The sequence below is a fragment of the Streptomyces sp. NPDC001070 genome, from assembly GCF_053598835.1.
Window position 1 is genome coordinate 274716 of the sequence record NZ_JBSFLB010000004.1, and the last position, 22660, is coordinate 297375.

10 protein-coding genes are annotated in these 22660 nt (G+C 74.7%); all 10 read right to left on the reverse strand.

What is annotated here, in order from left to right:
• Positions 1-169: 169 nt before the first annotated feature.
• Complete coding sequence (locus ACWDAS_RS07270) at positions 170-784, reverse strand: LysE family translocator (RefSeq protein ID WP_450387849.1); 615 nt, start codon at positions 782-784, stop codon at positions 170-172.
• Positions 778-1524 carry a thioesterase II family protein gene (locus ACWDAS_RS07275; RefSeq protein WP_450387850.1) on the reverse strand — a complete coding sequence of 249 codons (747 nt, stop codon included), beginning with the start codon at positions 1522-1524 and terminating at the stop codon, positions 778-780. The genes ACWDAS_RS07270 and ACWDAS_RS07275 overlap by 7 nt, the downstream gene beginning before the upstream one ends.
• Positions 1521-1781 carry an acyl carrier protein gene (locus ACWDAS_RS07280; RefSeq protein WP_450387851.1) on the reverse strand — a complete coding sequence of 87 codons (261 nt, stop codon included), beginning with the start codon at positions 1779-1781 and terminating at the stop codon, positions 1521-1523. Before ACWDAS_RS07280 ends, ACWDAS_RS07275 begins: the two co-directional genes overlap by 4 nt.
• A complete protein-coding gene (locus ACWDAS_RS07285) occupies positions 1778-6169 on the reverse strand; it encodes an amino acid adenylation domain-containing protein (protein ID WP_450387852.1) in 4392 nt (1463 codons plus the stop codon). The genes ACWDAS_RS07280 and ACWDAS_RS07285 overlap by 4 nt, the downstream gene beginning before the upstream one ends.
• Complete coding sequence (locus ACWDAS_RS07290; protein ID WP_450387853.1) at positions 6166-6936, reverse strand: 4'-phosphopantetheinyl transferase family protein; 771 nt, start codon at positions 6934-6936, stop codon at positions 6166-6168. The genes ACWDAS_RS07285 and ACWDAS_RS07290 overlap by 4 nt, the downstream gene beginning before the upstream one ends.
• A gap of 22 nt (positions 6937-6958) precedes the next feature.
• Positions 6959-8716: an acyl-CoA dehydrogenase family protein gene (locus tag ACWDAS_RS07295; RefSeq protein ID WP_450387854.1), complete on the reverse strand. Its 1758-nt coding sequence runs from the start codon at positions 8714-8716 to the stop codon at positions 6959-6961.
• The gene (locus ACWDAS_RS07300) at positions 8713-10566 is read right to left on the reverse strand and encodes an acyl-CoA dehydrogenase family protein (RefSeq protein ID WP_450387855.1); all 1854 of its coding nucleotides are present in this window, start codon (positions 10564-10566) and stop codon (positions 8713-8715) included. The genes ACWDAS_RS07295 and ACWDAS_RS07300 overlap by 4 nt, the downstream gene beginning before the upstream one ends.
• A 134-nt stretch (positions 10567-10700) precedes the next feature.
• On the reverse strand, positions 10701-12323 hold the full coding sequence (locus ACWDAS_RS07305) for a PfaD family polyunsaturated fatty acid/polyketide biosynthesis protein (protein ID WP_450387856.1): 1623 nt from the start codon (positions 12321-12323) through the stop codon (positions 10701-10703).
• A gap of 29 nt (positions 12324-12352) precedes the next feature.
• A complete protein-coding gene (locus ACWDAS_RS07310) occupies positions 12353-19624 on the reverse strand; it encodes a beta-ketoacyl synthase N-terminal-like domain-containing protein (RefSeq protein WP_450387857.1) in 7272 nt (2423 codons plus the stop codon).
• Between the two features lie 50 nt (positions 19625-19674).
• Positions 19675-22660 (reverse strand): SDR family NAD(P)-dependent oxidoreductase (locus tag ACWDAS_RS07315; protein WP_450387858.1); only part of this gene is annotated, 2986 nt, incomplete at its 5' end.

A 22660-nucleotide genomic window follows, 5' to 3' on the forward strand; every position in this document is an offset into this window, starting at 1 on the left:
GCCGGAATCCGGGGATTGTCGGGCGTTCCTGCCCGACAGGGCGGCCTGCTTCCTGGCGAACCGGGTCTCCGTACGGCCGCCCGGGGACGGCGGATCCACGGGATCCCGTGGATCCGCCGTCCCCGGGCGGGCCGGAGGCTGTCGCCGTCGCGCGGCGCGGGCCGCTTGCTCAGTGCATCGCCAGGCGCAGCGCGAAGCCGATGAGCAGTACTCCGGTGACCCGCTCGATCCGGGCCCGCACGCGCGGCCGGCGCAGGACCGCGCCGATTCTGTCGACCACGACGACATAGGCGCCGAACCAGACGACGTAGAGCACGGCGAAGACCAGCGAGAGCAGCAGTGCGCGCGGCAGGACGCTGCCCTGCGCGGGCAGGAACTGCGGGAGGAAGGTCACGAAGAAGAGCGCGACCTTCGGGTTGAGCGAGTTGGAGAGAAACCCCTGGCGCAGATGGGCCGCCCCGGTCGGCGGCGCGGCACCGTCCGCACCCTCCCCCTCCGCGCCCTGGGTGCCGCGGCGGGCGGCGCGCAGCGTGGTGAAGCCCATGTACAGCAGATAGCCCGCGCCCACGGTCCGCAGCACGGCGAAGGCGACGGTCGAGGCCATCAGCAGCGCCGAGACGCCGAGGGCGGCCGAGCCGATGTGCACGCTGAGGCCGAGCAGCCCGCCCACCATCGTCAGCAGACCGCCCTTCCGGCCCGCGGCCAGGGCGTTCCTGGTGATCAGGGCCTGGTCGGGGCCCGGGATCATGATCAGGACGAGGGACGCGGCGGCGAAGGTCAGCACGGCGTGGTCCGCAGCAGACCGGCGAGCGCGCGCAGCACGGCGGCGGGGTGTTCGCGCAGGTAGAAGTGACCGCCGGGGAAGGTGCGCACGTCCACCGGCGCGGTCGTCAGCTCCTGCCAGGCCGCCAGTTCGGCCGGGCTCACCCGGTCGTCCCGTCCGCCGAGGACCGTCACCGGAACGGCCAGCGGTGCCCGGTCCCGCCACTCGTAGGTCTCCACGATCATGTAGTCCGCGCGCAGCGGAACCGCGACCAGCGCCCGCATCTCCGGCTCGGCCAGCACCTCCTGCGGGATGCCGCCGTGCAGCCGGGAGACCTCCGCCAGCAGCTCGTCGTCCGGCAGCCGGTGCAGTCCCCGCGAGGTCCGCGGCAGGTGGGGCGCGGGGAATCCGGAGACCACCAGGCGCTCCGGCGGCCGCCGCCCGGCGTCGCGCAGGGCCGCGGTCAGCTCGTACGCCACGAGGGCCCCGAGGCTGTGCCCGAAGAACGTGTACGGGGCGCCGAACGCCACCTGCCCGGCGAGCGCCGTGACCAGGGCGTCCATCGAGGTCAGCGGGGGCTCGGCGAACCGTGACCCGCGTCCGGGCAGCTGCACGACGTGCAGCTCGGCGCCGGTCAGGGTGCGCGCCCAGCGGACGTACTCGGCGGCCGATCCGCCGCCGTGCGCGAAGCAGTACAGCTTCGGCGCGGCCGGCCGGGACGGCCCGCTGACCAGCCAGCGTGCCGACAGTTGGGTGATCACGTCGGTACCACCTCCCCCAGGGGAGCCGGCCGGGCGAGATGGGCCGCGAGGGCGTCGACGGTCGGGTGGTCGGCGATCGCCTTGGGCGTCGTGTCGATCCCCAGGTCCTCCTCGAGCCGCCCGCACAGGTCCAGGGTGGTCGCCGAGTCGAAGCCCAGGTGGTCCAGCGGCAGCGTCGGGTCGATCTCGTGCGGCGCGACGTCGAGGAGCTCCGCCAGGAACCCGACGATCCAGTCGCGCATCTGCTCGTACGTCATCGTGTCTCCTCCGTCAGCGGCTCGGACGGGCCGAGCAGCCCCTCCAGGTGGCCGTCGAGCGCTTCCACCGTCGTGTACTGCAGGACCGTGCCGACCGGCACGGTGATCCCGAACGCCGTGCGCAGGGTGGCGACCAGCCGGGCCGCGAGCAGCGAGTCGCCGCCCGCCTCGAGGAAGTCGTCCGCGAGGTCGGCGCTGCTCAGGCCCAGCACGTCCCGCCAGATCTCGACGAGCTTGCGCTGCCGGTCGGTGCGCGGCGGCCTCACGGGCCGGCCGCGCGCGACGGTGCGCGCTCCGGCCCTGGCGAGGGCCTTGCGGTCGACCTTGCCGGTGCCGCTGAGCGGCAGCTCGGTCAGGGCGAACAGCTGGGACGGCACCATGTGGGCGGCGAGCTGCCCGGCGGCGAACTCGCGCAGCGCGTCGGGGGCGAAGCGCCGCCGCCGCGCGGGGCCGCGCGCCACGAGGACGTCGAAGCCCACCGAGCCGGGGCCGCCGCCGGAGGGCGTGAGCACGGCGCAGTCGGTGAAGCCCGCGGCGGCGAGTTCGGACGCCCACTGCTCCCGGCCGAGCAGCGGATGGGTGGTGCGCAGGTCGGTGTCCTCGAAGTTGTCGAAGCCCTGCTGGAGCCCCATCACCAGGTCGAACCAGGGGTGGAAGGAGGTCTGTTCGACGATGAGCAGGGTTCCGCCGGGGGCGAGCAGGCCTCGCAGGTTGCGCAGCGTGCGCCGCACCTGGCGCATGTCGTGGAGCACGCTCGCGGCGATGACCAGGTCGGCGGAGTGGTCCTCGAAGCCCTGGGTCTCCGGGGGCGCGTCCAGGTCGAGCAGGTCGCAGCGCAGGAACGGGTGCCCGGCGCCGAAGACCTCGCGGGCCCGGTCGGTGAAGTAGCGGGAGATGTCGGTGAAGACATACTCCATGTGGGCTGTGCGGGCTGTGTGCGCCGCGCGGTCCGCGGGCAGCAGCGGCAGCAGGTGGCGGGTCAGCGAGCCGTAGCCCGCGCCGACTTCGAGTACGCGCAGGGGGCGGTCGGCCGGCCATCCGGCGACGAGCCGGCGCACCGCCTCCGTGGCGACGGCGTACGTCGGGCCGAACAGCCGCTCGTAGACGCCGGGCGTGCGGTCGGAGGCGTACAGCTCGGCGGAGTGCACGCTCTGGGTGAGCACCCCGGCGATGTCCCCGGCGAGGGCCAGCATCCAGTCGGTGACGTCCTCGGGGATGCCGAGCACCTCGCGCAGGACGGTACGGCTGCGGTCGGCGAGCTCCCGCGGGATCCCGTCCGCGGCGGGCGGCCGGGCCGCGGTGGCCCGGGCCAGCCAGCGCTCGTAGCGGGGGGCGACGGCGGCGGCCGGCTTGTCGGGCAGGCCGAGACGGCGGAACGCGGTGCCGACGGCGGTCGCGTACACCTCGTTCAGCACGTCCCAGGCGGTGCGCAGCGCCTGCGGCGAGGGGCCGGGGGCAGGCACCTCGGCGGCCGCGCGCAGCGCCCGCCAGTCGGCGTCGGCCCGTTCCGGGTCGGCGTGCTCGGTGACGAAGAGCCCGCCGGCTCCGTCCGCGTCGTCGGGCGTACCGCCGGCCGCGTCCTCGGCCCCGTCCTCGGCCGTGCCCCTGGCCGGGACGACGTAGCCCAGCAGCCGGGCCGTGCCCGCCTCCCCGTCGGCCTTGACCACGACCGCGCTGTCCACGCCCGGGTGCCGGGTGAGCGTCGCCTCGATCTCGCCGAGCTCCACGCGGTGCCCGTTGATCTTGACCTGGCCGTCCCTGCGGCCCAGGAACTCGATGCTCCCGTCCGGCAGGTAGCGGCCGAAGTCCCCGGTCCGGTAAAGCCGTTCGCCGGTGCGCGGGTGGGTGACGAAGGCGGCCGCGGTGCGTTCGGGGTCGCCCCGGTAGCCGCGGGCGAGGCCGTGCCCGCCGATGTACAGCTCGCCCGCGGTCCACACCGGGCAGGGCGCGTACCGCTCGTCGAGGACGTGGAAGGTCTGGTTCCGCAGCGGCTTGCCGTAGGGCACGCTCGTCGCGCCCGCCGGGACCTCCTCCACGGGGTGGAAGATCGACCAGATCGACACCTCGGTGGCGCCGCCCAGACTGATCACCCGGGCGTCCGGCCACAGCGCGTGGATGCGGCCCGGCAGGTCGACGGGGATCCAGTCGCCGCTGAGCAGCACCAGCCGCAGGTCCTGCGGGATCTCCACACCCCCGGCACCCCCGGCTTCCAGATGCTCCACCAGCATCTGCATCTGCGCGGGCACCGAGTTCCACACCGTCACCCCGTGCGCGGCCATCACCTCGGCCCAGTGCGCGGGCTCCGCCCGCTGGTCCGGGTCGGGCAGCACCAGCGCGGCGCCGGCGGCGAAGGTGCCGAACAGGTCCTGCACGGACAGGTCGAAGCCGAGGTCGGCAAGGCCGAAGAAGCGGTCGGCGGGGCCGATGCCGAAGCGCTCGTTGATGTCGGCGACGGTGTTGAGGGCGGCCCGGTGCTCGATCATCACGCCCTTGGGGGTGCCGGTCGAGCCCGAGGTGTAGATGACGTACGCCAGGTCGGCGGGGTCCGCCGGGCCCGCCTGCGCGCTGCCCGCCGGTGTGCCCGAGGGCGGCGCCGTGACGATGCGCGGCAGGTCCCGCGGCCACTCCAGCCGCGCCTCCGCCTCCGCGTCCGTGATCACCGCGACCGCCCCGGCGTCCGCCAGGATGCGCTCGCGGCGCAGCGCGGGCAACTGCGGACCCACGGGCAGGTAGGCGCCGCCCGCCATGAGGACGCCATGGGCGGCGGCCACCTGGGCGGGCCCCTTGCCGAGGGTGATGCCGACGGTGCGGTCCCGCAGGCCGGTGCCGGAGAGCCGGTCGGCGACGGAACCGGCCCACGCGGCGAGTTCGCCGTACGAGACGGTGCCGGCACCGGTGATCACGGCGGGGCGCTGCGGATGGCGCGCCGCGCGCTCCAGGAGCGCGGTGTGCAGCAGCCCGGCCGGCAGCTCGCCCCCGGTGGCGTTGGCGGCCTCGCGGGCGGTGAGCTGGTGCGCGGGGAGCGGGATCACGAGGTCCTCGTCCCACAGGGAGTCGTCGGCGGCGAGCCGCGCCACGGCGCCGGTGTAGGCCGCGAACATGTCGTCCAGTACGCCCTCGGGGAACAGCTCCTCGACGGCGTCCCAGGTCAGGTCCAGACTCCCGGTGATGTCGACGACCTGGTGGTCGAGCCACACCTGCGGGGTCTGGCTGATCCGGTACGTGATTCCGCCGAAGTGGTCCATGGCCGCCGACACGTCGGCGGCCGTGCCGAGGCCACTGGTGAAGACGACCGGCATGGTCTCGAAGCCGTTCTGCAGGCCGAGCCGGCGGCGTTCGCGCAGCGCCTGCAACGCGCTGACGTGCCGGTGCCTCAGGTCCTTGCGCAGCTGCCGCTGGAGGCGGTCGACCCGCTCGGTCAGGGGCACGCCCCCTTCCGCGTCCGTCTCCAGCAGGCAGATGGAGGTGAAGTCGCCCACCACGCGCCGCAGATGGGGGTGGACGCCGCGGTGCCCGGCGCCGTCCCCGGCGAGCACGAGCGGGAGGCGGTTGAAGAGCGTGAGGTTCAAGGTGAACCGGCGGGTGCCGCCCCACATCGCCAGGACCTCGGAGAACACGGTGGCGAGCAGCGCGGTCGGGGTGAGTCCGCGCTCCTCGCAGCGCCCCTGCAGCCGCTTCCAGTCCTCCGGCGGCAGGTGGAACTCGCGGTGCGTGAAGACCGGCTTGTGCACCGCGACCGGGGACTTGGCCAGCGGCAGACCGGGCGGCGGGGCCAGCGTCGCGGCGCGCGCGGTCCAGTACGCCCGCGCCCTGCGGTGGCGGACCGAGTCGTCGCCCCGCTCCAGGGCGAGCGCGTAGTCGCGGAAGCCGACGTCGACCGGGGGCAGCGCCCGCTCCTCGTCCTGGCACAGCTGCGCCCACTCGCTGAACAACAGGGTGATGCTGGCCAGGTCGACCATGAGCAGGTCGAGGCTGACGTGCAGCCGGTCGTGGGCGGGCAGCCGGGACATGCGGATGTCGAACAGCGGCCAGTCGGCCGCGGTGTACACCCGGTGCGACATCTCCTCGCGCACCTCGGCCAGGTGCCGCTCGGTCTCGTCCCGCGGTGCGTCCCGCAGGTCCGTACAGCGGATCTCGTACGCGGGCACCTCGGGCAGGATCCGCTGCCGCCCGTCCTGGCCGACGACGCAGCGCAGCATGCCGTGCCGCTCCACCAGCCGGGTCCAGGCGCGGGAGAGCAGCGCCGGGTCGAGGCGGCGGCCCTCCAGCTCGAAGTAGGCGTGCGGCGCGACGTTGCCGAGGACGAAGTTGGGGCCGCGGCCGACCCAGTACGCGTACTGGATCTCGGTCAGCGGGAAGGGCGCGTGGACGTCGTCGTTCGCGGTCATCGGGGTGTCCCCTCCGGGAGGAGTTCTGCCATGGCGGAGCGCAGCCGTACCGGCAGCGGCCCCTCGTCGTCCTCGCCGGCGCGGATGGCCACGCCGAGCGCGAACCGGTCCCACACCTGGAGCACCTGCACCTGCCACAGGGGGCGCTCCGGTTCGGGGATCTCGTCGTCGACGACGGCCAGGCCGCCGTCGCGCAGGCGGTGCACGGAGAAGGCGTCGAAGCCCCGGCACATGCCCATGCCGGTGGCCTTGGTGTACGCCTCCTTGGCGACCCAGGAGTCGGCGAAGGCGTGGCCGCGCTGGTCCTCGCGGTCGCGGCGCAGCACCTCGTTCTCCAGCGGGGTGAAGACCTTCGGCGCGAACTGCATGGCCTCGGGCCGGGCGGGAGTGGTCTCGGCGTCCACACCGGCGGTGCGGCCGCGCACGACGATGGCGGCGATCAGCCCGTTGGTGTGGGTGATGTTGAAGTCCAGCCCCCAGTCGGCGCCCTCGACCTCGGGCCGGCCGTACTTGCCCTTGCGGAAGCGCCAGGAGTCCGGCGGCATGTCGGTGTAGAGCGACAGGACCTGCCGGGAGAGCAGCCGGGCGCCGAGGAAGCGGCGCCGGGCGGCGGGGAACAGCAGCCGGTCGTGCCGGGCGCGCTCGTCGTCGGTCAGCAGCTCCAGACCGCCCGTCGCCTCGGCGAACCGGTCCACGTCCTCCTCGGCCAGCAGCCACACGTCGGCGCTGTCGGCGAGCGGGTCGGCGGACGGTACCGCGGTGTCCATGAGCACTGCCTCCATCGGGAAGTCACCAGTTGACGGGGAACGCGCGGAAGGAGAAGAGCCGGCCCTCGCGGTGCGCCGCCTCCAGCGCCGCGGCCACCTCCTCGACCTCCACGGGGCCGGTCACCCGGCGCGTGGGGTGGAAGCGCCTGAGCAGCCGCTCCAGGCAGAGCAGCAGCACCGCCGGGGAGCGCAGCTCCGGGCTCAGGCTCTCCCGGCCGCGCAGGTGGAGGTGGACGAGGGCCGCGGCGGCGGAGACCGTCGTGTACTGCTTGGCCAGGTCGAACAGCTCCGCCGACTGCCCGGCGGCCTTGCCGAGGTCGGAGGTGAGCTTCCGGTGCTCGTCGGCGAGCCGGTCCAGCTCCCCGGCGAGCGCCCCGGCCGTGCCGGCCGCACCGGCCAGCCAGGCGGCCTCCCGGCCGGTCGCGACCGCCGCCTCCCGCCGGAGCTCGGCCACGGCGGAGCGCAGCGCGACCACCGGGTCGTCCACACCGCGGCTGAACAGCTGCTGCCCGGCGGGCCGGTACGGCTCCATGGGGTGGGCCGGGTCGAAGAGCGGGGCGATCCTGGCCGTGCTCTCCTCGACCAGCCGCGGCGACGGGGCGACGGCGGACGTGAGCAGCTGCCCCAGCTGCAGCGCGATGTTCTTCAGGTTCACCACGGTGTTGCCGTCCGCGAAGTTGGCGACGCCGAAGTCGCGCCGCGCCTTCTGGAAGATCCCGTGCCTGGGGTGGTCGCGCAGCCAGTGGCGGGCGCCGAGCACCACGCCCAGCCGGCCCAGCGTCTCCTCCAGCAGCGTGGGCACGAAGTACTTGACCACCGAGGACCAGATGCTGATCTGTGCCGGGGCCACCTGCAGGGCGCGTACGGCCGTGGAGGTCATGGCGTCGGCGATCAGCAGGTCGGCGTAGGACTCCGCGAGCTGCCGCCGCGAGTACGGGACGGCCGAGACGGTGGTGCCGAAGATCTCCCGGGTCGTGGCGAAGTCCAGGGTGGTCCGCAGCGCGGTGTCCACCGTGCTCAGCGCGATCAGGTTGATCAGGACGCGGGCGAACTGGCCGGCCTTCAGGGCGATCTCCAGGCCCTGGCCCTCCTTGCCGACGAGCGCGGAGGCCGGCACGAAGCAGTCGCGCAGCCGCACCCCGCTCATGTCGAGGCCGCGCAGGCCGTACAGCGGCTCGTCGCGCAGCGGCTCGCAGCCGCCACCGGTCAGGGCGCGCTTGTCGAGGGCGAGGATCGAGTAGCCGCCGGGGCCGGCCTTGGGAGAGGTACGGGCGAACAGCATGACGACGTCGGCCTGGGTGGCGTTGCCGATCGTCCACTTCTCGCCGTCGAGCAGCCAGCCGCCCTCGACGGGCCGCGCGGTCAGCTCGTTGGCCAGCACGTCGCTGCCGTGCCGGCGCTCGGACAGGCCCCAGGCCATCTTGCCGCCCGCGCGGACGTGGTCGGCGAAGAACCGGCGCTGCTCGTCGCTGCCCGCGATCCACAGCGGCATGTAGCCGATGCTGGTGATCACCATGGCGGTGGCGGTGGTCGGGTCGCGGCGGGCGACGAGACGGAACAGGTGGTAGCCGTCCTGGACGTCGACGGCCCGGCCGCCGTGGGCGGCGGGCACGATCCAGTCGTACAGGCCCCACCGGGCGAGCAGGTCGACGAACTCGTGCGGGTACTCCTCGCGTTCGTCCAGATCGAGGACGCGGTCGAACGGCATCGGACCGGAGGGGTCGTTCGGGCTCCCCAGATGGCGTTCCAGGTCGGCCATGAGCGCGGGCAGATCGGTCATGTCTCCTCGTCCTCCGGTCCCGGTCGGTCGCACAGCCGCACCGGCAGCGCCGTGAACAGGCGGCCTGCCGCGTCGAGTTCGGTGAGCACCCGGCCGGCCGGGGCGATGTCCCGGCCGGCCGTGCGGGGGTCGCGGCCCTCGGCCAGGGCGAGGAGCAGCGCCGCCACGGCGGTGAGCCACCCGGCGCCGCCGGGCTCCGGCGCGCCGTACAGGCCGCCGCGGTCGCGGTTGAACCACCAGGCCAGGGCCGCCGTCGCGGCCGCGTACAGCAGGCACAGACGGTCGGCCAGGTCCAGCAGGTCCGGGGCCGCCTTCGGGCGCGGCGCGGCCGCCGCCTCCCGGAAGGTGGCTGCCAGGCCCGACTGGACCCCGGTGACCAGGGTCGCGGCGCGTGTCTCGCCCCTGCGGTGGAGCTCGGCGGCGATGGTGTCGGCGTGCGAGGCGAAGCCGAGCAGGATGTCGTCCTTCGGGCGGGCGCCCAGGTCCAGGGCGGCCGGTTCGAGGGACGGCAGGCCGGATCCTCCGAGGTCGAAGACGGCGGACAGCCGGCGGTCACGGGCCGGTTCCGGCTCCCGCGGCGTGGCGTACGCGGGCAGGAACATCGCCACCGCCCGCAGATTGCCCAGCACGCTCGTGTCGATGACCTCGACCATCGCGTTGTCCCGCACGGCCTTGTCCAGGACGGCGCCCGGGCCCCCGTCGTCCCGCAGCACCGCGCGGGCGCCGACCAGGGCCCGGGCGCGGGCCGCGCAGGCGGCGGTGAGCCGGGTCGCCACGCGTTTGACGACGGAGGAGGCGAGGCCGAAGGCGCCCGGCGCGACGTGGACGTACCGGGCCGCGGCGAGCGCCGTGAGGTCGGCGGCGATCAACTCCGCTGCGCAGACGGCGAGTTCGCGGGCCCCGTACGGGGTGTCCGCGACCCGCTCGCCGCCCGTGTGGTGCGCCAACGCGAAGCGCAGCGCGGTGCGCAGCGCCGTGTCGGCGGTGGCCAGGCAGCCCGCGGTGCTCATCAGCCGGACGATCTGCTGCGCCCGCATCGCCCCGGTCAGCCCGGCGCCGACGCCGCCGACCACCGCGTCCGGCGGTACGGGCGCACCGTCGAAGGCCAGGTCCGCGAAGTCGATGCCCCGCATCCCGGTGGTACGCCGCGCCGGCAGCCGCCGTACGCGGGCGTCCGCCAGCTCCTCGGGGCCCAGCAGCACCGCCGTGAACGCCGCCGGGCCCCGGTCTGCGGTCCTGGCCACGACCACGGCCGCGTCGGCGCTCGCGCCGCGCCCCACCAGCCACTTGGTGCCGGTCAGGCTCATGGCGCCGGTGTCGAGGCGGCAGTTGTTGGCCAGCACGTCGCTGCCCGCGTGCGCCTCGGAGAGGCCGAACGCGATCGTGCGGCCCTCACGGGCCCAGGCGGCGACGGTCTTGTGCTGCTCCGGGGTGCCGGCGGCGAGGACGGTCATGACGGCGGAGATGCCGAACATGGTGGCCGGCATGGCGTTCGCGTCCCGGCGGGCGGCGACACGGACGAGGACGTGGGTGTCCTCCAGCGTGCGGAGGGTTCCGCCCAGGTGCGCGGGGAGGTAGTTGACGTGGAAGTTTTCGTCCCGCAGGCGCGCCTCCAGCGCGGCGGGGTACTCCTCGGCGGCGTCGCGCGCGGCCCCGGCGGCGAAGCCGTACGGGTTCCCCGGCGCCCACGGGTCGCCGAGCGCGGCGTCCAGCTCCTCGGCGGCGGCGAAGGGCCGCTCCCCCGCCCCGCCCTTCCCCGGAACCCTGTGGGCCCCCCGGTCCGCCGGCGACTGCGTCCCGGCTCCGGGGGCGGCGGCGCCCGAGGGGCCGCGGGCAGGCGTGTGCGGCACCGCGGTGGCGGCGGACGAGGGCGCGCGGAGGTCCCTGGGTGACGGGGAAGCGTCCTTCCCCCGGCCACCGGCACGGCTTCCCCGCCCCGGACCCGTCGCAGGCGCGGCACCCGCCGGCGACGGCTCCCGCGCGGTCACGGCCGCACCCCCGTCGCCGCGTCGAGCGAGGTCGCGTCGTCCGGCGACGGCCGCGTCGCGACGCCGCCGGGGAAGGCGACGCCGGCCGACCGAAGGATCGCCAGGCGGTGGTGGAAGGCGGCGCCCGTCATGATCTGGCGCGCGACGTCCGCGACGCGGCGATGCTCGGGCGCCGCCAGATACGTCCCCCGGACCCAGGCGTTGAAGCTGCCCATCGCGGGCCCGCACCAGATCTGGTAGTCGACGGCGCGGTCCGCCTCGCCCGTCTTGGCCCAGCGCGAAGCCATGCCCAGGTACCAGCGGAAGACGAGCGCGGCGCGCCGCTTCGGGTTGCCGGCGGCGCGCGCCAGCTGGTCCGGGTCGCGGCGCCGGAAGTACGCGGCGGTCTCGTCCCACACCCCGTCCAGCGGGCGCCGGAAGATCTGCTGCTCGACCTTCTCCCGCACCGCCGCCGGGATGGCCTCGATCCCGTCGTACGTCCGGTACAGCTCGTACAGCTGCTTGGCCCGCATCGGGAAGAACGTGCCCCGCTTGAGGACCTGGAGCTCCACGCCCATCTCGAACATGTCGGCGGCCGGGGCCATCTCGCAGTCGGCGATGCCCGCCTGCGCCAGCATCTCCTTGACGCGGGGCGAGGTGTCGGCCTCCAGGCAGGACTGGTTGACCGACCCGGTCACCACGTAGTCGGCGCCCATGGCGAAGGCGGCGGCCGCCGCCTCGGGCGTGCCGATGCCCCCGGCGGCGCCCACGCGGATGCGCTCGGCGTAGGCCTCCTCCTGCATGACGGCGTCGCGCTGCCGGACGATCACGGGCAGCAGCGCGGGCAGCGGGCGGCGGTCGGTGTGGCCGCCGGAGTCGGCCTCTACGGTGATGTCGTCGGCGAGCGGGACGCGTTCGGCGAGCCGGGCCTGCTCCTGCGTGATCGCGTCCTCGGCCACCAGCGCGCGCACCATCGCCTCGGGCGCGGGCCGCATGAAGAGCTCGGCGAGTTCGGGCCGGGAGATCTTGGCGATGACCTTGTTGCCGGCGATCACGCCGTACGGGCCGCCTGCCCGCAGACCGGCGAGGCGGTAGCGGACGAGGTGCGGGGTGAGGGCGAGGAAGGCGGAGGCCTCGACGCACGGCACGCCGTACTTCAGGAAGAGGTCGACGGCGGTGCGCTCCAGCCGCTCCTCGCTCGGGCTGTGGATGAGGTTGCAGGCGTAGCCGAGACCGGGGATCTCGTCGCGGAAGCGGACCAGGGCCTTCTCCACGGCCTCCGGCAGCAGCCCGGCGGCGCCGTACGAGCCGAGGAAGCCCGCCCGGGCCATGGCGACGACCAGGTCGGCCGAGGCGATGCCGTTGGCCATGGCACCGCTCATGTAGGCGTAGCGCAGGCCGTGGGCCTCGATGAAGGCGGCGCTGCCGAGGCGTTCGGGGCCGAGCGGGGGCGCGGCGGCGACGATCTCGTGCTCGCCGTCGGCGCCGGCGCTGCCGCCGGTGGCGGCGCCCAGCCCGTAGGGCCCGCGGAGGATGTACACGGGCTCCTCGAGCCGCATCAGGGCTTCGTAGACCCCGGCGTCGCCGACCGCCGGCGCGTCGGGTCCGGTCCACCGCGGCCGGTGGAGGTCGGTGGTCATGCTGCGTCTCCTGTCGCTCGCGGGCTCGCTCAGGCCTGGTCGTGGTGGATCTCGATGCCGATGCCGCCCAGCCGGTAGATCCGCAGGGTCGACTTCCAGACGCTCGCGTCGCCGAGCAGCAGGATCCGGCCCGGTTCGCGGCGCACCTCCTTGATGTGCACGTCGAACTCCATGTCCGGGTCGGTGCGGAGGATCTGGCCGCGGTAGCTCCAGGTCATCTCGGCGCCGGAGGCGAGCGCGAAGCGCGGGTTCACCAGCCCGTCGGTGAGCCCGGTCTCGACGGCGTACACCTGCAGGCCCTGCAGCAGCGCCTCGACGCCCAGTGAGCCGGGCATCACCGGGTCGCGGTGGAAGTGGCAGGTGAAGTACCACTCGTCGGGGCGGATGGAGCGGTGGCCGCGCAGGTAGCCCTGGCCGTGGGTGCCGCCGCCGGGCAGGACGTCGACCCACTCGACGAGGTCCAGGTGACCGCCGGCCAGCCGGGTCGTCCCCCGCGTGGCCTCGGCGGCGCGGTGGGCGGCCAGATCGACGCGGCGCACTCCGGCCGGGCGGGCCGGCTGCCGGTCGAGCCAGGGCAGGACGTGCTCGCCCTTGTCCAGGCCGACCTGGTTCTCCAGGGCCTTGGCGTTGAAGTAGCCGAACAGGGACTCGCCGCGGTAGAAGACCTCGCCGTCGGCGGAGAGTTCGTACGCGTAGTTCTGCAGGATCGAGCCGGGCATCTGGTCGCTGGACAGCAGTGTGGAGCGGTGCCGGATCGTCTTCCCTCGCAGGTCGACGTCCTTGACGAGGGTGGCTCGGCCGTCCAGGTTGCGGATGCTGAACTGCTCGTCGGGGAAGGGCAGCGTGGCGCCCAGGTAGTAGCCGAGCAGGATCGCGGCCTGGAGGCTGGACTCCATGTACACGCAGTTCGGCATGAACGGATGCCCGTTGTCGGCGTAGTACCAGGCGTCCTCGGGAGCGTCGTACTCGGTGACCATGACGGCGCCCTTCTTGAGCACGCCGCGCGTGCCCTCCAGCTCCATCACCCGGTCGACGAAGAGGAAGTCGCCGTTGGGGATGTACGGGGCCCGGCTGTTCGCGTAGACCTCGAACTCGGGCCCCATCGCGATCGCCAGGTCGCCCTTGGCGGCGTGCGCCATGTGGAACTCGCTGAGCAGCGCGGGCTTCCCGCTGGCGGGGCTGAGCCGGCCGAGGAAGTGCGGCACCGTGCCGCCGGTCTCCGGCCGGTAGGGGGTCCCGGGCTTCTCCACCAGGCGGATGCCGAGGCCGCTGACACCGATCGACGGCTTGCCGTCACGCAGTACGACGACGTCGGCGGTGATGGCGGGGCGGGGCAGCAGGGTCACGTCGGTGACGTCGATGCGGTACTCGATGCGCGCGGTGTCCGGGGTGATCTGGCCACGCACCTTCACCTCGGTCCTCAGCCCGGGGACGGGCTGGAAGCGGGCGTCGGGGAAGCACAGGTGCAGGCCCAGCGACATCGCGTACACCTCGAGCAGCTGCACGGCGCCCTCGGCGACCAGCGAGCCGGCGAGCACCGGGTCGTCCGGGAAGTGGCAGGTGAAGTACCAGCCGTCGGGGACGAGGTGCTTGACCGCCTCGATCCGGCCGAGGCCGTGCGCGCCGCCCCTGCGGTCCAGGAGGGTGACGGCGTCGGCCATGCGCAGCTGCTCGCCGGGCAGGCGCAGCGAGGTGTTGCAGCCCGGGGGCTGCCGGTGGCCGGGGCCGAAGACGTCGGCGATCCGGCCCTCCGCGAGCGCCGCCAGGTCGGCGGCGGTCAGCCCGGTACGCGCGGTGGCCTGGACGGGCTTGAAGGAACTCGCCCCGGTGAAGGCGCCGTCCCCCTTGGGCGGGACGGCCCTGCCCTGGATGATGCCGAGCGAGTTCTCCAGCTCGTCGTCGGTGAAGAAGCCGGCGCACGCGTTGTTCAGCTTCAGGATCAGCTCGCCGTCGGCGTAGCAGTCGTAGTGGAAGAAGAACAGCGTCGTGTCGCCCTGCCGCACGAACTGGTCGATCCAGATGTCGTAGCGCAGCGTCTGCCCGACGCGCGGCAGGTCGCCGACGAAGCTGAGGCTGCTGTCGAGCAGGCGGTACACGCGGTCGCCGCGGTTGGTGAAGTCGATGCCGAGGTAACTGATGAGCAGCAGGTCGCACTGGCCCGCCTCGATGGTGACGGCCGGCGGCACCTGGCCGTCGACGGCGTACCAGGCGTCGAGCGGCACGTCGTACTCGGTCCGGATGAACGACGGCTTGAACTCTCCCGGTTCCGCCTCCAGCGCGGTCACGCGGGTCGCGAAGTGGTACGGCGGCGCGGGCAGCCGGACGCGGCGGCGGTGGCCGTCGATCTCGGCGAAGCGCGGGCCGAAGACGTCGCCGATCTTCCCGGTGGCGAACTCCAGGAGGTCGTGCTCGTCCCAGACCACGCCCTTCGGCTTGGGCGGGCGTACGGCAGCGGGGGTGCCGGCGGGGGCGGCGAGCAGTTCGGTCAACTGCTCGCGCAGGGCGCGCTGGGCGTCCAGCACCTCCCGGTGCGCCCGCAGCACCTCGCCGCGCAGCCCGCGCACGAGATCGGCCGTGCTCTCCTGCTGCGGCGGCTGCACGGGCAGCGGCGCCCCGAAGATGGCCGGCCCGGGCGGCGGCTCCTGCGGCGGCGTGCCCACCGGCGGCAGCCCGGCGGCGCTCACGGCGACGGCCGGAATCATCGTGATCGGCTCCCGCTCCAGCACGAGCGCTGGTGCGGGCGGCTGTGCGGAGGGGCGGATCGACATCGCGGTGTCCCATTCCGTGACGGTTTCAACACCCGCGGCGTGCGCCGGGGTGGGGGTGACGTTCTCGGCGGACGGCCCGTCCGCGACGGCGGGAGGATCGACAGGAGTCACCGCGACGGACGCGCGCTCCGCGACGGCGGGAACAGGCCCCCCGGCATCCGCCACCTCCGCCCCGGCAAGGGGCGGGCGGGCAGGCGACCCCGCAACGGACCCGCGGCCCGCAACGGCGGGCACCGCCCCACCGGCATCCGCGACAACCGCGTCCCGCACGGGCCGCAGGCCCGCCACCACCGGCCCCGCGCCCGCGGCCACCAGCGGCGCGACCGGCGCGCCGCCCACCGTGAAGGTGCGCAGCCCGACCGGGCGGCGGGCGGCGGACGCGGCCCGGGGCGCGAACGCGCCGAGGTCGACGGGTATGCCGTGGGAGGCGAGCCGCGCCGCGAGCCGGGCGACGTCGGTCGCGCCGCGCGCCCCGCGCCGGTCGACGGAGACCGAGACGTGCGGCTCGTCGCCGAGCGTCTCGTGGATCCAGCGGGCGCACGTGCTGCTCGGCCCGACCTCGATGAAGCAGCGGAACCCGTCCTCGTACGCCCGCCGCACGAGCCGCGGGAAGTCGACCGTCTCCCGCAGCGTGACGGCGATGTTCCCGGCGACCGCGTCCGCGTCGAAGTCGCTCACGGGCGCGTAGTGCCGGCTGCTGTAGAGCACCAGGTCGCCGACGTCCCCGGTCGGGTAGCGGTTGAGGTCGGCGAGCTCGTCGAGGACGCCGTCGACGACCGGGCAGTGCATGACGTGGTTGGCCGGGGAGCGGGCGCTGCGGCAGTCCAGTGCGGCGATCAGCTCGGCGCACTGCCCGGGGTCGCCGGCGACCACGACCTCCTGCGGGGTGTTGACGTGCGTGATGAAGACCCGGTCGAAGCGCCCGGCCGCCGCCCGTACGTCGTCCGCCGGGGCGAGCAGCACGTGGGTGGCCCACACCTGCGCGTCGGGGACGTCCTCGCCGAGTCCCCACAGTTCGCGCACCGTGCGCTTGGGCCCGCGCAGCATGTCGTCGAAGAGGGGCGAGGCGCTGATCTTGGCGTCGCCCCGGGCGCTCTTGATCCAGCCGCCGGTGGCGAAGAGCATGCTGCTCTCGCCGAGGCTGTAGCCGAACGCGCCCTGCACGGGGACGCCCAGGACCTCCCGCACCAGGTCCGTCGACAGCAGCGCGTAGCTCGTGCCGGCGGCCAGCATCAGGGGGATGTCCTCGACCAGTTCGCCCTCCCGCCGCATCAGTTCGCGCCGCCCGAGGGGCTCACGGGAGCGCGGGTAGAGGGCGGCGCTGCGCAGCAGTTCCGCCGGGAGCTCGGCCTGGGCCTCGAAGCGGGGCAGCAGTCCCGGGAAGGCACGGAAGAGCGAACGCCCCAGCCCCAGATAGGAGTTGAAGGCGCCGGGGAAGACCAGGGCGACCTTGCCCGCGGCGCCGATCGGCCGGGCGGTGAAGTGGCTGCCGGACGGCGAGGTCCACTCCCCGCCCGACCGCCACACCTCCGGCAGGTCCTTGACCGCCTGGTCGATCTGCCGGGCGAGCCCGGCCGTGTCGTCGGCGACGAGGACGGCCTTCAGCCGGGCCGGGCGGTCCTCGGCGAGGCCCGTCCAGTCACCGTCGAGGGCTGCGCGCAGCTCGCCCAGCCGGCCGAGCAGCCCGTCGATGTCGTCGGCGCCGACGGGGACGACCAGGCCGCCGCCGGAGCGGGCCCAGTCGGTCTCGGCGATCTCGCCGCGTACGCGGGCACCGCCGAGGACCACGTGGGCGTGGCTGCCCGCCGTGCCGGTGACGCTCACCGACGCGGCGCGCCGTCCCTCGCGCCGGGAGCGCAGCCAGGGCCGGGAGTCGGAGGCGAGGAAGAAGGCGGAGCCGTCCAGACGTCCGGCGTCGGCGCCGCCCGGGGCGACCGGGACGTAGCCGTGGTGGAGGCACAGCGCGGCCCGGATGACGGAGGCGAGCGCGGAGGCGCAGCCGGTGTCGCCGACGGCGGCGTGGACGCCGGACAGGGCGGTGCGCAGCTCACCGCCCGCGCGGTCGCGGCTCCAGACCCGGGCCAGGCCGTCGAGTTCGGCGGCCGTCGCGGCGCCCGCCTCGACGAGCTCGACGTCGGCCGGGGTGAGCCCGGCGGCGGCGAGCGCGTCCTCGGCGGCGCGGGCGACCAGCTCGGGACGGGCCCCGGGAGCCACGTCCCCCGAGTGGTGGACGGCGACGGCCTCCACGGTGGCGTACACGGTCCGTCCCGGCGGCACCGACGCGGGCCGGGTGACGACGACGGCCCCGGCGCCCTCGCCGAGGACGCGCAGCCCGCCCCTTACCGAGCCGGGCTCCAGCAGTTCGCGGGCGAGGGTGTTCTCGGGCCCGGCGGCGAGGTCGACGGCACCGACGAGGACGGCCTCGACCGTCGGATCGAGCAGCAGCAGCCGGGCGACGTCGAGGGCGTCGACGCCCACCGAGCTGTCGGAGGAGAGGGTGAAGGAGGGACCGGTCAGATTCCACAGCGAGGAGACCCGGCTGGCCATGATGTTGCCGATGTAGCTGAGCACCTCGTTGGGCTCGATGGAGTCGTGGACCCCGTCCCGGGCGGCCCGCGTGAGCGCCGCCAGCTGCGCGGGCGAGGGCTCCACGCCCGCCTCGGCGCACCACTCGGTGAGCTTGCGGCCGAGTTCGTAGCGGGAGCCGTGGCCGTGCGCGCTGGGCTCCATCTCCATGCCGACGACGACGGCGACCCGGCGCGGCCCGGCGTCCCCGCCGGCTCCGGGGCGCGGCCGCTCGTACCCGGCGTCGCGCAGCGCCTCCTCGGCGACGCGCATCATCAGCAGGTGCTGCTGGTTGAAGTGGTCCAGGTCCTTGGGCGGGATCTTGTACGAGGTCGCGTCGACCTCGAACTCCGCCACGTACGCGGCCTTCAGGATGGTCTCCCCCGCGAGCCCGGCCCGGTCCAGCGGCCCGCCCTCGACCGTCTCGAAGCCGCGCCAGCGCTGCCCGGGCAGGTCGCGCACGGCGTCCAGACCCTCGTACCCCGCGCGTTCGAAGGCGTCCAGGGTGGTGAACGAGCCGAAGTGCGCGCCCATGCCGATGACGGCGAGCGGCGGCACCGGCGTGCCGGCCGGGGCCGGTTCGGACGCCGGGGTGGCACCGGGGGCGGAGAGCACGACGTGCGCGTTGGTGCCGCCGAAGCCGAAGGCCGAGACCCCGGCCCGGCGCGGGCCGCCCCCCGCGGGCTCGGGCCAGGGCGCCGCCTCGCGCACCACCCGGTCTGCGACGGTGCCCGGCAGGGGCTGCCCGACCCCGATGGTGGGCGGGATCGTGCCGTGTGCCAGGCCCAGGACGACCTTGATGAGACTGGTCATGCCGGCGACGGTCAGCAGGTGCCCGATGTTGGACTTGACCGATCCCAGCAGCGGACCGCGGCCGAAGAAGGCCTCGACCCCGCCGAGCTCCGTGCTGTCGCCGAGCGGGGTGCCCGTCGCGTGGCACTCCAGGTACTGGACGGCCGAGGGGTCCACGCCCGCCTCGCGGTAGGCGAGTCCGTACGCGGCGAGCTGCCCGGCGGCGTTCGGCACCAGCATGTGCTTGCCGGGGCCGTCGTTGGTGAGGGCGAGCGCGTCGATGACCGCGTACACCCGGTCGCCGTCGCGCTCGGCGTCCGCCAGCCGCTTCACGGCGACCATCGCGGCGCCCTGGCCGGTGACGATGCCCCGGGAACGGGCGTCGAAGGGCTGGCTGAAGCCGTCCGGCGGATAGGCCCGCAGGTCGGAGAAGGAGAGGTGGATGACGGTGGGATCGGGGGCGCAGACGCCGCCCGCGAGCATCAGGTCGGCACGGCCGGTCTCCAGGTGGGCGCAGGCCAGCTTCAGCGCGTACAGCGCGGAGGAGCAGGCCGCGTCCAGGGTGAAGCGCGGTCCGTCGAGACCGAGTGCCGCGGCCACGACCTGGGCGGGCATACCGCCCGCCCACAGGTTGTGGGCGGCGGTACGACCGGGACCGGCCGGGCCGGCGGCCCCGGCGGGGTCGCCGCCGGGTGCCGCCGCCGGGAGACCGGCGTCCGCCAGTCCCCGCGCCACCGCCGAGTCCCACAACTCGCCGGCGACCCTCCCGGAGGCCGGGGTGGGGAACGGGTAGTTCCCGAACACCACCCCGGTCCTCCGTCCGCTCCGGCCGGCCGCGGCGCTGGGGGGAGAGCCCGCGTCGGCCAGGGCGTCCCCGGCCACCCGGAGCGCCCAGTGGAACGAGCGGTCCAGGCGGGCCAGGTAGTCGGGCGGGAGCAGGTATCCGTTCGGGTCGAAGGCCGTCGCGTCCCCCTCCGCGAGGAACCCGCCCCGGGTGCAGTAGATGCGGTGCCGGTCGTCCGGGTCGGTCTCGCGGACCCGTGGGTCGTGCCCGAAGATCCGGCCGTCCCCCTCGGTGCGCGAGTCCACGCCGCCGATCAGGTTCCGCCAGTAGTCGTCGGGTGTCCCTGCCCCGGGGAAGAGGCAGGCCAGGCCGACGATCGCGTACTTGCCCATGGTGGGTCAGCCTCCGAGTGTCCGAGTGGATCCGGTCGGGTCGGGGGTCGTCAGACCGCGACGGTGGCGGTGGTGCCCGTCCGCCCGGGCGGCCCGAACTTGCCCTCCAGTTCCGGGTCCTCGACCACCGTCACCCCGTCGAGCACCTGGAGCACCCGGCCCTCGTGGTCGAGCGCGGTGATCGAGCAGGTGACGCCGGTCCTGGCGGCCTCGACGTTCTCCACCGCGATCAGGAAGTCCCGGTCGGCGGGGAGGGCGTCGAAGAGCCGCATCCGGGAGATCTCCATCGGCAGGCTCGCCCGGCCCCGGAACAGCCGGACCCACACCAGCGCGGACTGCAGCAGGAGGTCGGCCAGTACCGGGCTGTGCCGCCGGCCGTGGTACGCGCCGTGCGCCGGGAGGCCGTCGCCGAGGCGCGCGCTCAGCAGCAGCCGCCGCTCGTCCGAGGCGAGGATCCGGCGCAGGCCGCGCAGCGACGGGCCGTGGAAGAGCGTGCCGTCCCGGTAGAGGTAGCCGGCGTCGGTGCCGCTCGCCGCGCGGGCGGCCCCGGCCAGGTCGGTGCGGTCCGCGGGGCGCGGGCCGGCTCCGGCCGTGCCGACGGTGCCGCCGTACGCCGGGCGGCTGCGCCCGGAGGTGTCGACGGCGGAGGCCAGCACGTCCAGGGTGCCGGAACCGGCGCTCCTGCCGGGCTCCACGAACAGCCGCAGCCGCTCGGGGACCTCGCCCTCGGCGCCGTCCAGGACGACCCCCTTGAAGACCTTGAAGCCGCTCACCTCGGTGACCGCATCGCCCGTCGCCGTCTCGACGGCGTTGAGGAGCGCGCCCACCGCGGCGGTGGCGGGCAGCACCCGCCTGCCCCCGATGGCGTGGTCGGCCAGGACCGTCTCGGCCGCCAGGTCGTCGAGCGCGCGGTCCGCCAGCAGTGAGACCGGCGTGCCGGAACCGGTGGCGGGCGGCGCCGACAGCGGCTTCAGCGGGCCCGCGACGATGACCGTGTCGTGGCCGCGCCCCGCCGTGAACTGCTCGGCGAAGATACCCGCGCCGGTCGCGACCGGCACCAGCTCCACCCCGCGCGAGGAGAACATCCGGCGCAGGTCGTCGGTGACCATCCCGCCCTCCCAGGCGCCCCAGTTGACGGAGGTCACCCGGGCCGACGGCAGCTCCCGCTTCAGCCGGACGGCGAGGCGGTTCAGCGCCTCGTTGGCCACGGCGTAGTCCGACTGACCGCGGTTGCCGAAGAATCCGGCGACCGAGGAGAAGAACACCAGGTGCCGCAGGGCGGCGGCACCGCGCAGCGCCTCCAGTACATGCCCCAGGCCGGTGATCTTGGTGGCGAGCACCTTGTGGACCTCCTCCGCCGTCTTGTCCGCGATCAGCCGGTCGGCCAGCACCCCCGCGCCGTGCACGACCCCGGTGACCCGGGACGCGTACGGGGCCAGCGCGGTCCTCACCGCGGCGGCGTCGGTGATGTCGACGGCGACGTACTCCACGCTCGCGCCGCCCGCCCGCAGCCGGCGCAGGTTCTCCGTGATCTCCCGGCTGCCCGTCAGCTCCCGGTAGACCGCCTCCACTCCGCGCGGGGTCGGCTTCTCGCCGTTCGCGGCGATCCGCTTGGCGATCCTGCCCTTGAGTGCCGCGCCCTCCAGCCCGGCCGCCCACTCGGGGTCCGGGGTGACCTGGCTGCGGCCGAGCAGCAGCAGCCCCACCGGGCGGGCGTCCACCAGCGCCTGCAGGCAGTACGCCGTGATGCCGCGTGCTCCACCGGTCACCACGAGCAGGTCGTCCGCGCCGATCTCCGGCACGGCCGCGGCGGGCCCGGCGGGCGCCCGGTCCGACGGAACGACGGTGCGGCGGCCCTGCGCGTCGTGGGCCACGTCGGCGATGTCGCCGGCCAGGTCCTTGATCTCGCCCAGGAAGCGGGCCGCGATCGTGTGGTCGTCCAGCCCCGGCGCGAAGTCCACGGTCCGGGCGAAGAGTTCCGGGACCTCGATCGCGAGGGTCTTCACCAGCCCGCTCACACCGCCCAGCAGCGCCGAGCCGGACTCGCCACCCCGGTAGCCGTTGGCCCCGTCCAGTTGCGTCACGGCCACGAACGCCGCCCGCGTGCCACCGGCCGCGGCGGCCCTCAGGGCGGGCTGCGTCCGCTTGGCCACGAGGACTGCGTGCGCCAGCCGCTGCGCGGCGTCGGCCCACTCTCCCCCGGCCGCCCCCGGGGATGCCCCCACCGCGGCGGCCGCCATCTGGACGACCAGGTCGAGCCGGCCGGCCGTCACGACGCGGGCCAGCTCCTCGTCGTCCCACGTCCGCAGCGACCGCACGGAGTCGGCCTCGACCGCGGTCGCCACCCCGTCGGGCAGCCCCACGACCTCCACCCGCCAGCCGTCCGCCTGCAGTGCGGCCACCACCGGCCGGGTCAGCGTCGACCCGTCGTCCACCACGAGTGCGGTCCGCTGCTCGGCGTACGCCCCCACGACCGCGTACGGCGCGGGCAGTTCGCGTAACGCCGCGAACGTCCGCCCGATCCCGGGCGCGGACGGGTACGTCACCGCCAGCGGCGCCTCCACCCGCGGCGCGGCCCCGGTCGCGGCGGCTCCGGCGAGGAACCCGGCGATGTCGTCGAGGGTGCGCAGCTCACCCAGACGCTCCGGGTCGACGTCACCCGACACCGGGAACCGCTCCTGCAACGCACCCATGATCTGCACCCGCTTGATCGAGTCGATCCCCAGGTCCGCTTCCAGATCCATCCCCGGCTCCAACATCTCCGCCGGATAACCCGTCTTCTCCGCCACCACCTCCAACAGCGCATCCAGCACATGGCTGTTCACCTCGACCACCGGAGCCGGAGCCGGGGCAGGTACGGGGACGGAGGCCGCGACCGGCTCCGCAGCCGCAGGCGGCGCGGCCGCCGAACCCAGGAACCCGGCGATGTCGTCCAGCGTCCGCAGCTCACCCAGACGCTCCGGGTCGACGTCACCCGACACCGGGAACCGCTCCTGCAACGCACCCATGATCTGCACCCGCTTGATCGAGTCGATC

Bases quoted from the DNA above. Each gene is read 5' to 3' on its own strand.
- ACWDAS_RS07280 (WP_450387851.1), bottom strand. From the start codon at position 1,781: ATGACGTACGAGCAGATGCGCGACTGGATCGTCGGGTTCCTGGCGGAG.
- ACWDAS_RS07285 (WP_450387852.1), bottom strand. From the start codon at position 6,169: ATGACCGCGAACGACGACGTCCACGCGCCCTTCCCGCTGACCGAGATC.
- ACWDAS_RS07290 (WP_450387853.1), bottom strand. From the start codon at position 6,936: ATGGACACCGCGGTACCGTCCGCCGACCCGCTCGCCGACAGCGCCGAC.
- ACWDAS_RS07295 (WP_450387854.1), bottom strand. From the start codon at position 8,716: ATGACCGATCTGCCCGCGCTCATGGCCGACCTGGAACGCCATCTGGGG.
- ACWDAS_RS07305 (WP_450387856.1), bottom strand. From the start codon at position 12,323: ATGACCACCGACCTCCACCGGCCGCGGTGGACCGGACCCGACGCGCCG.
- ACWDAS_RS07310 (WP_450387857.1), bottom strand. From the start codon at position 19,624: ATGGGCAAGTACGCGATCGTCGGCCTGGCCTGCCTCTTCCCCGGGGCA.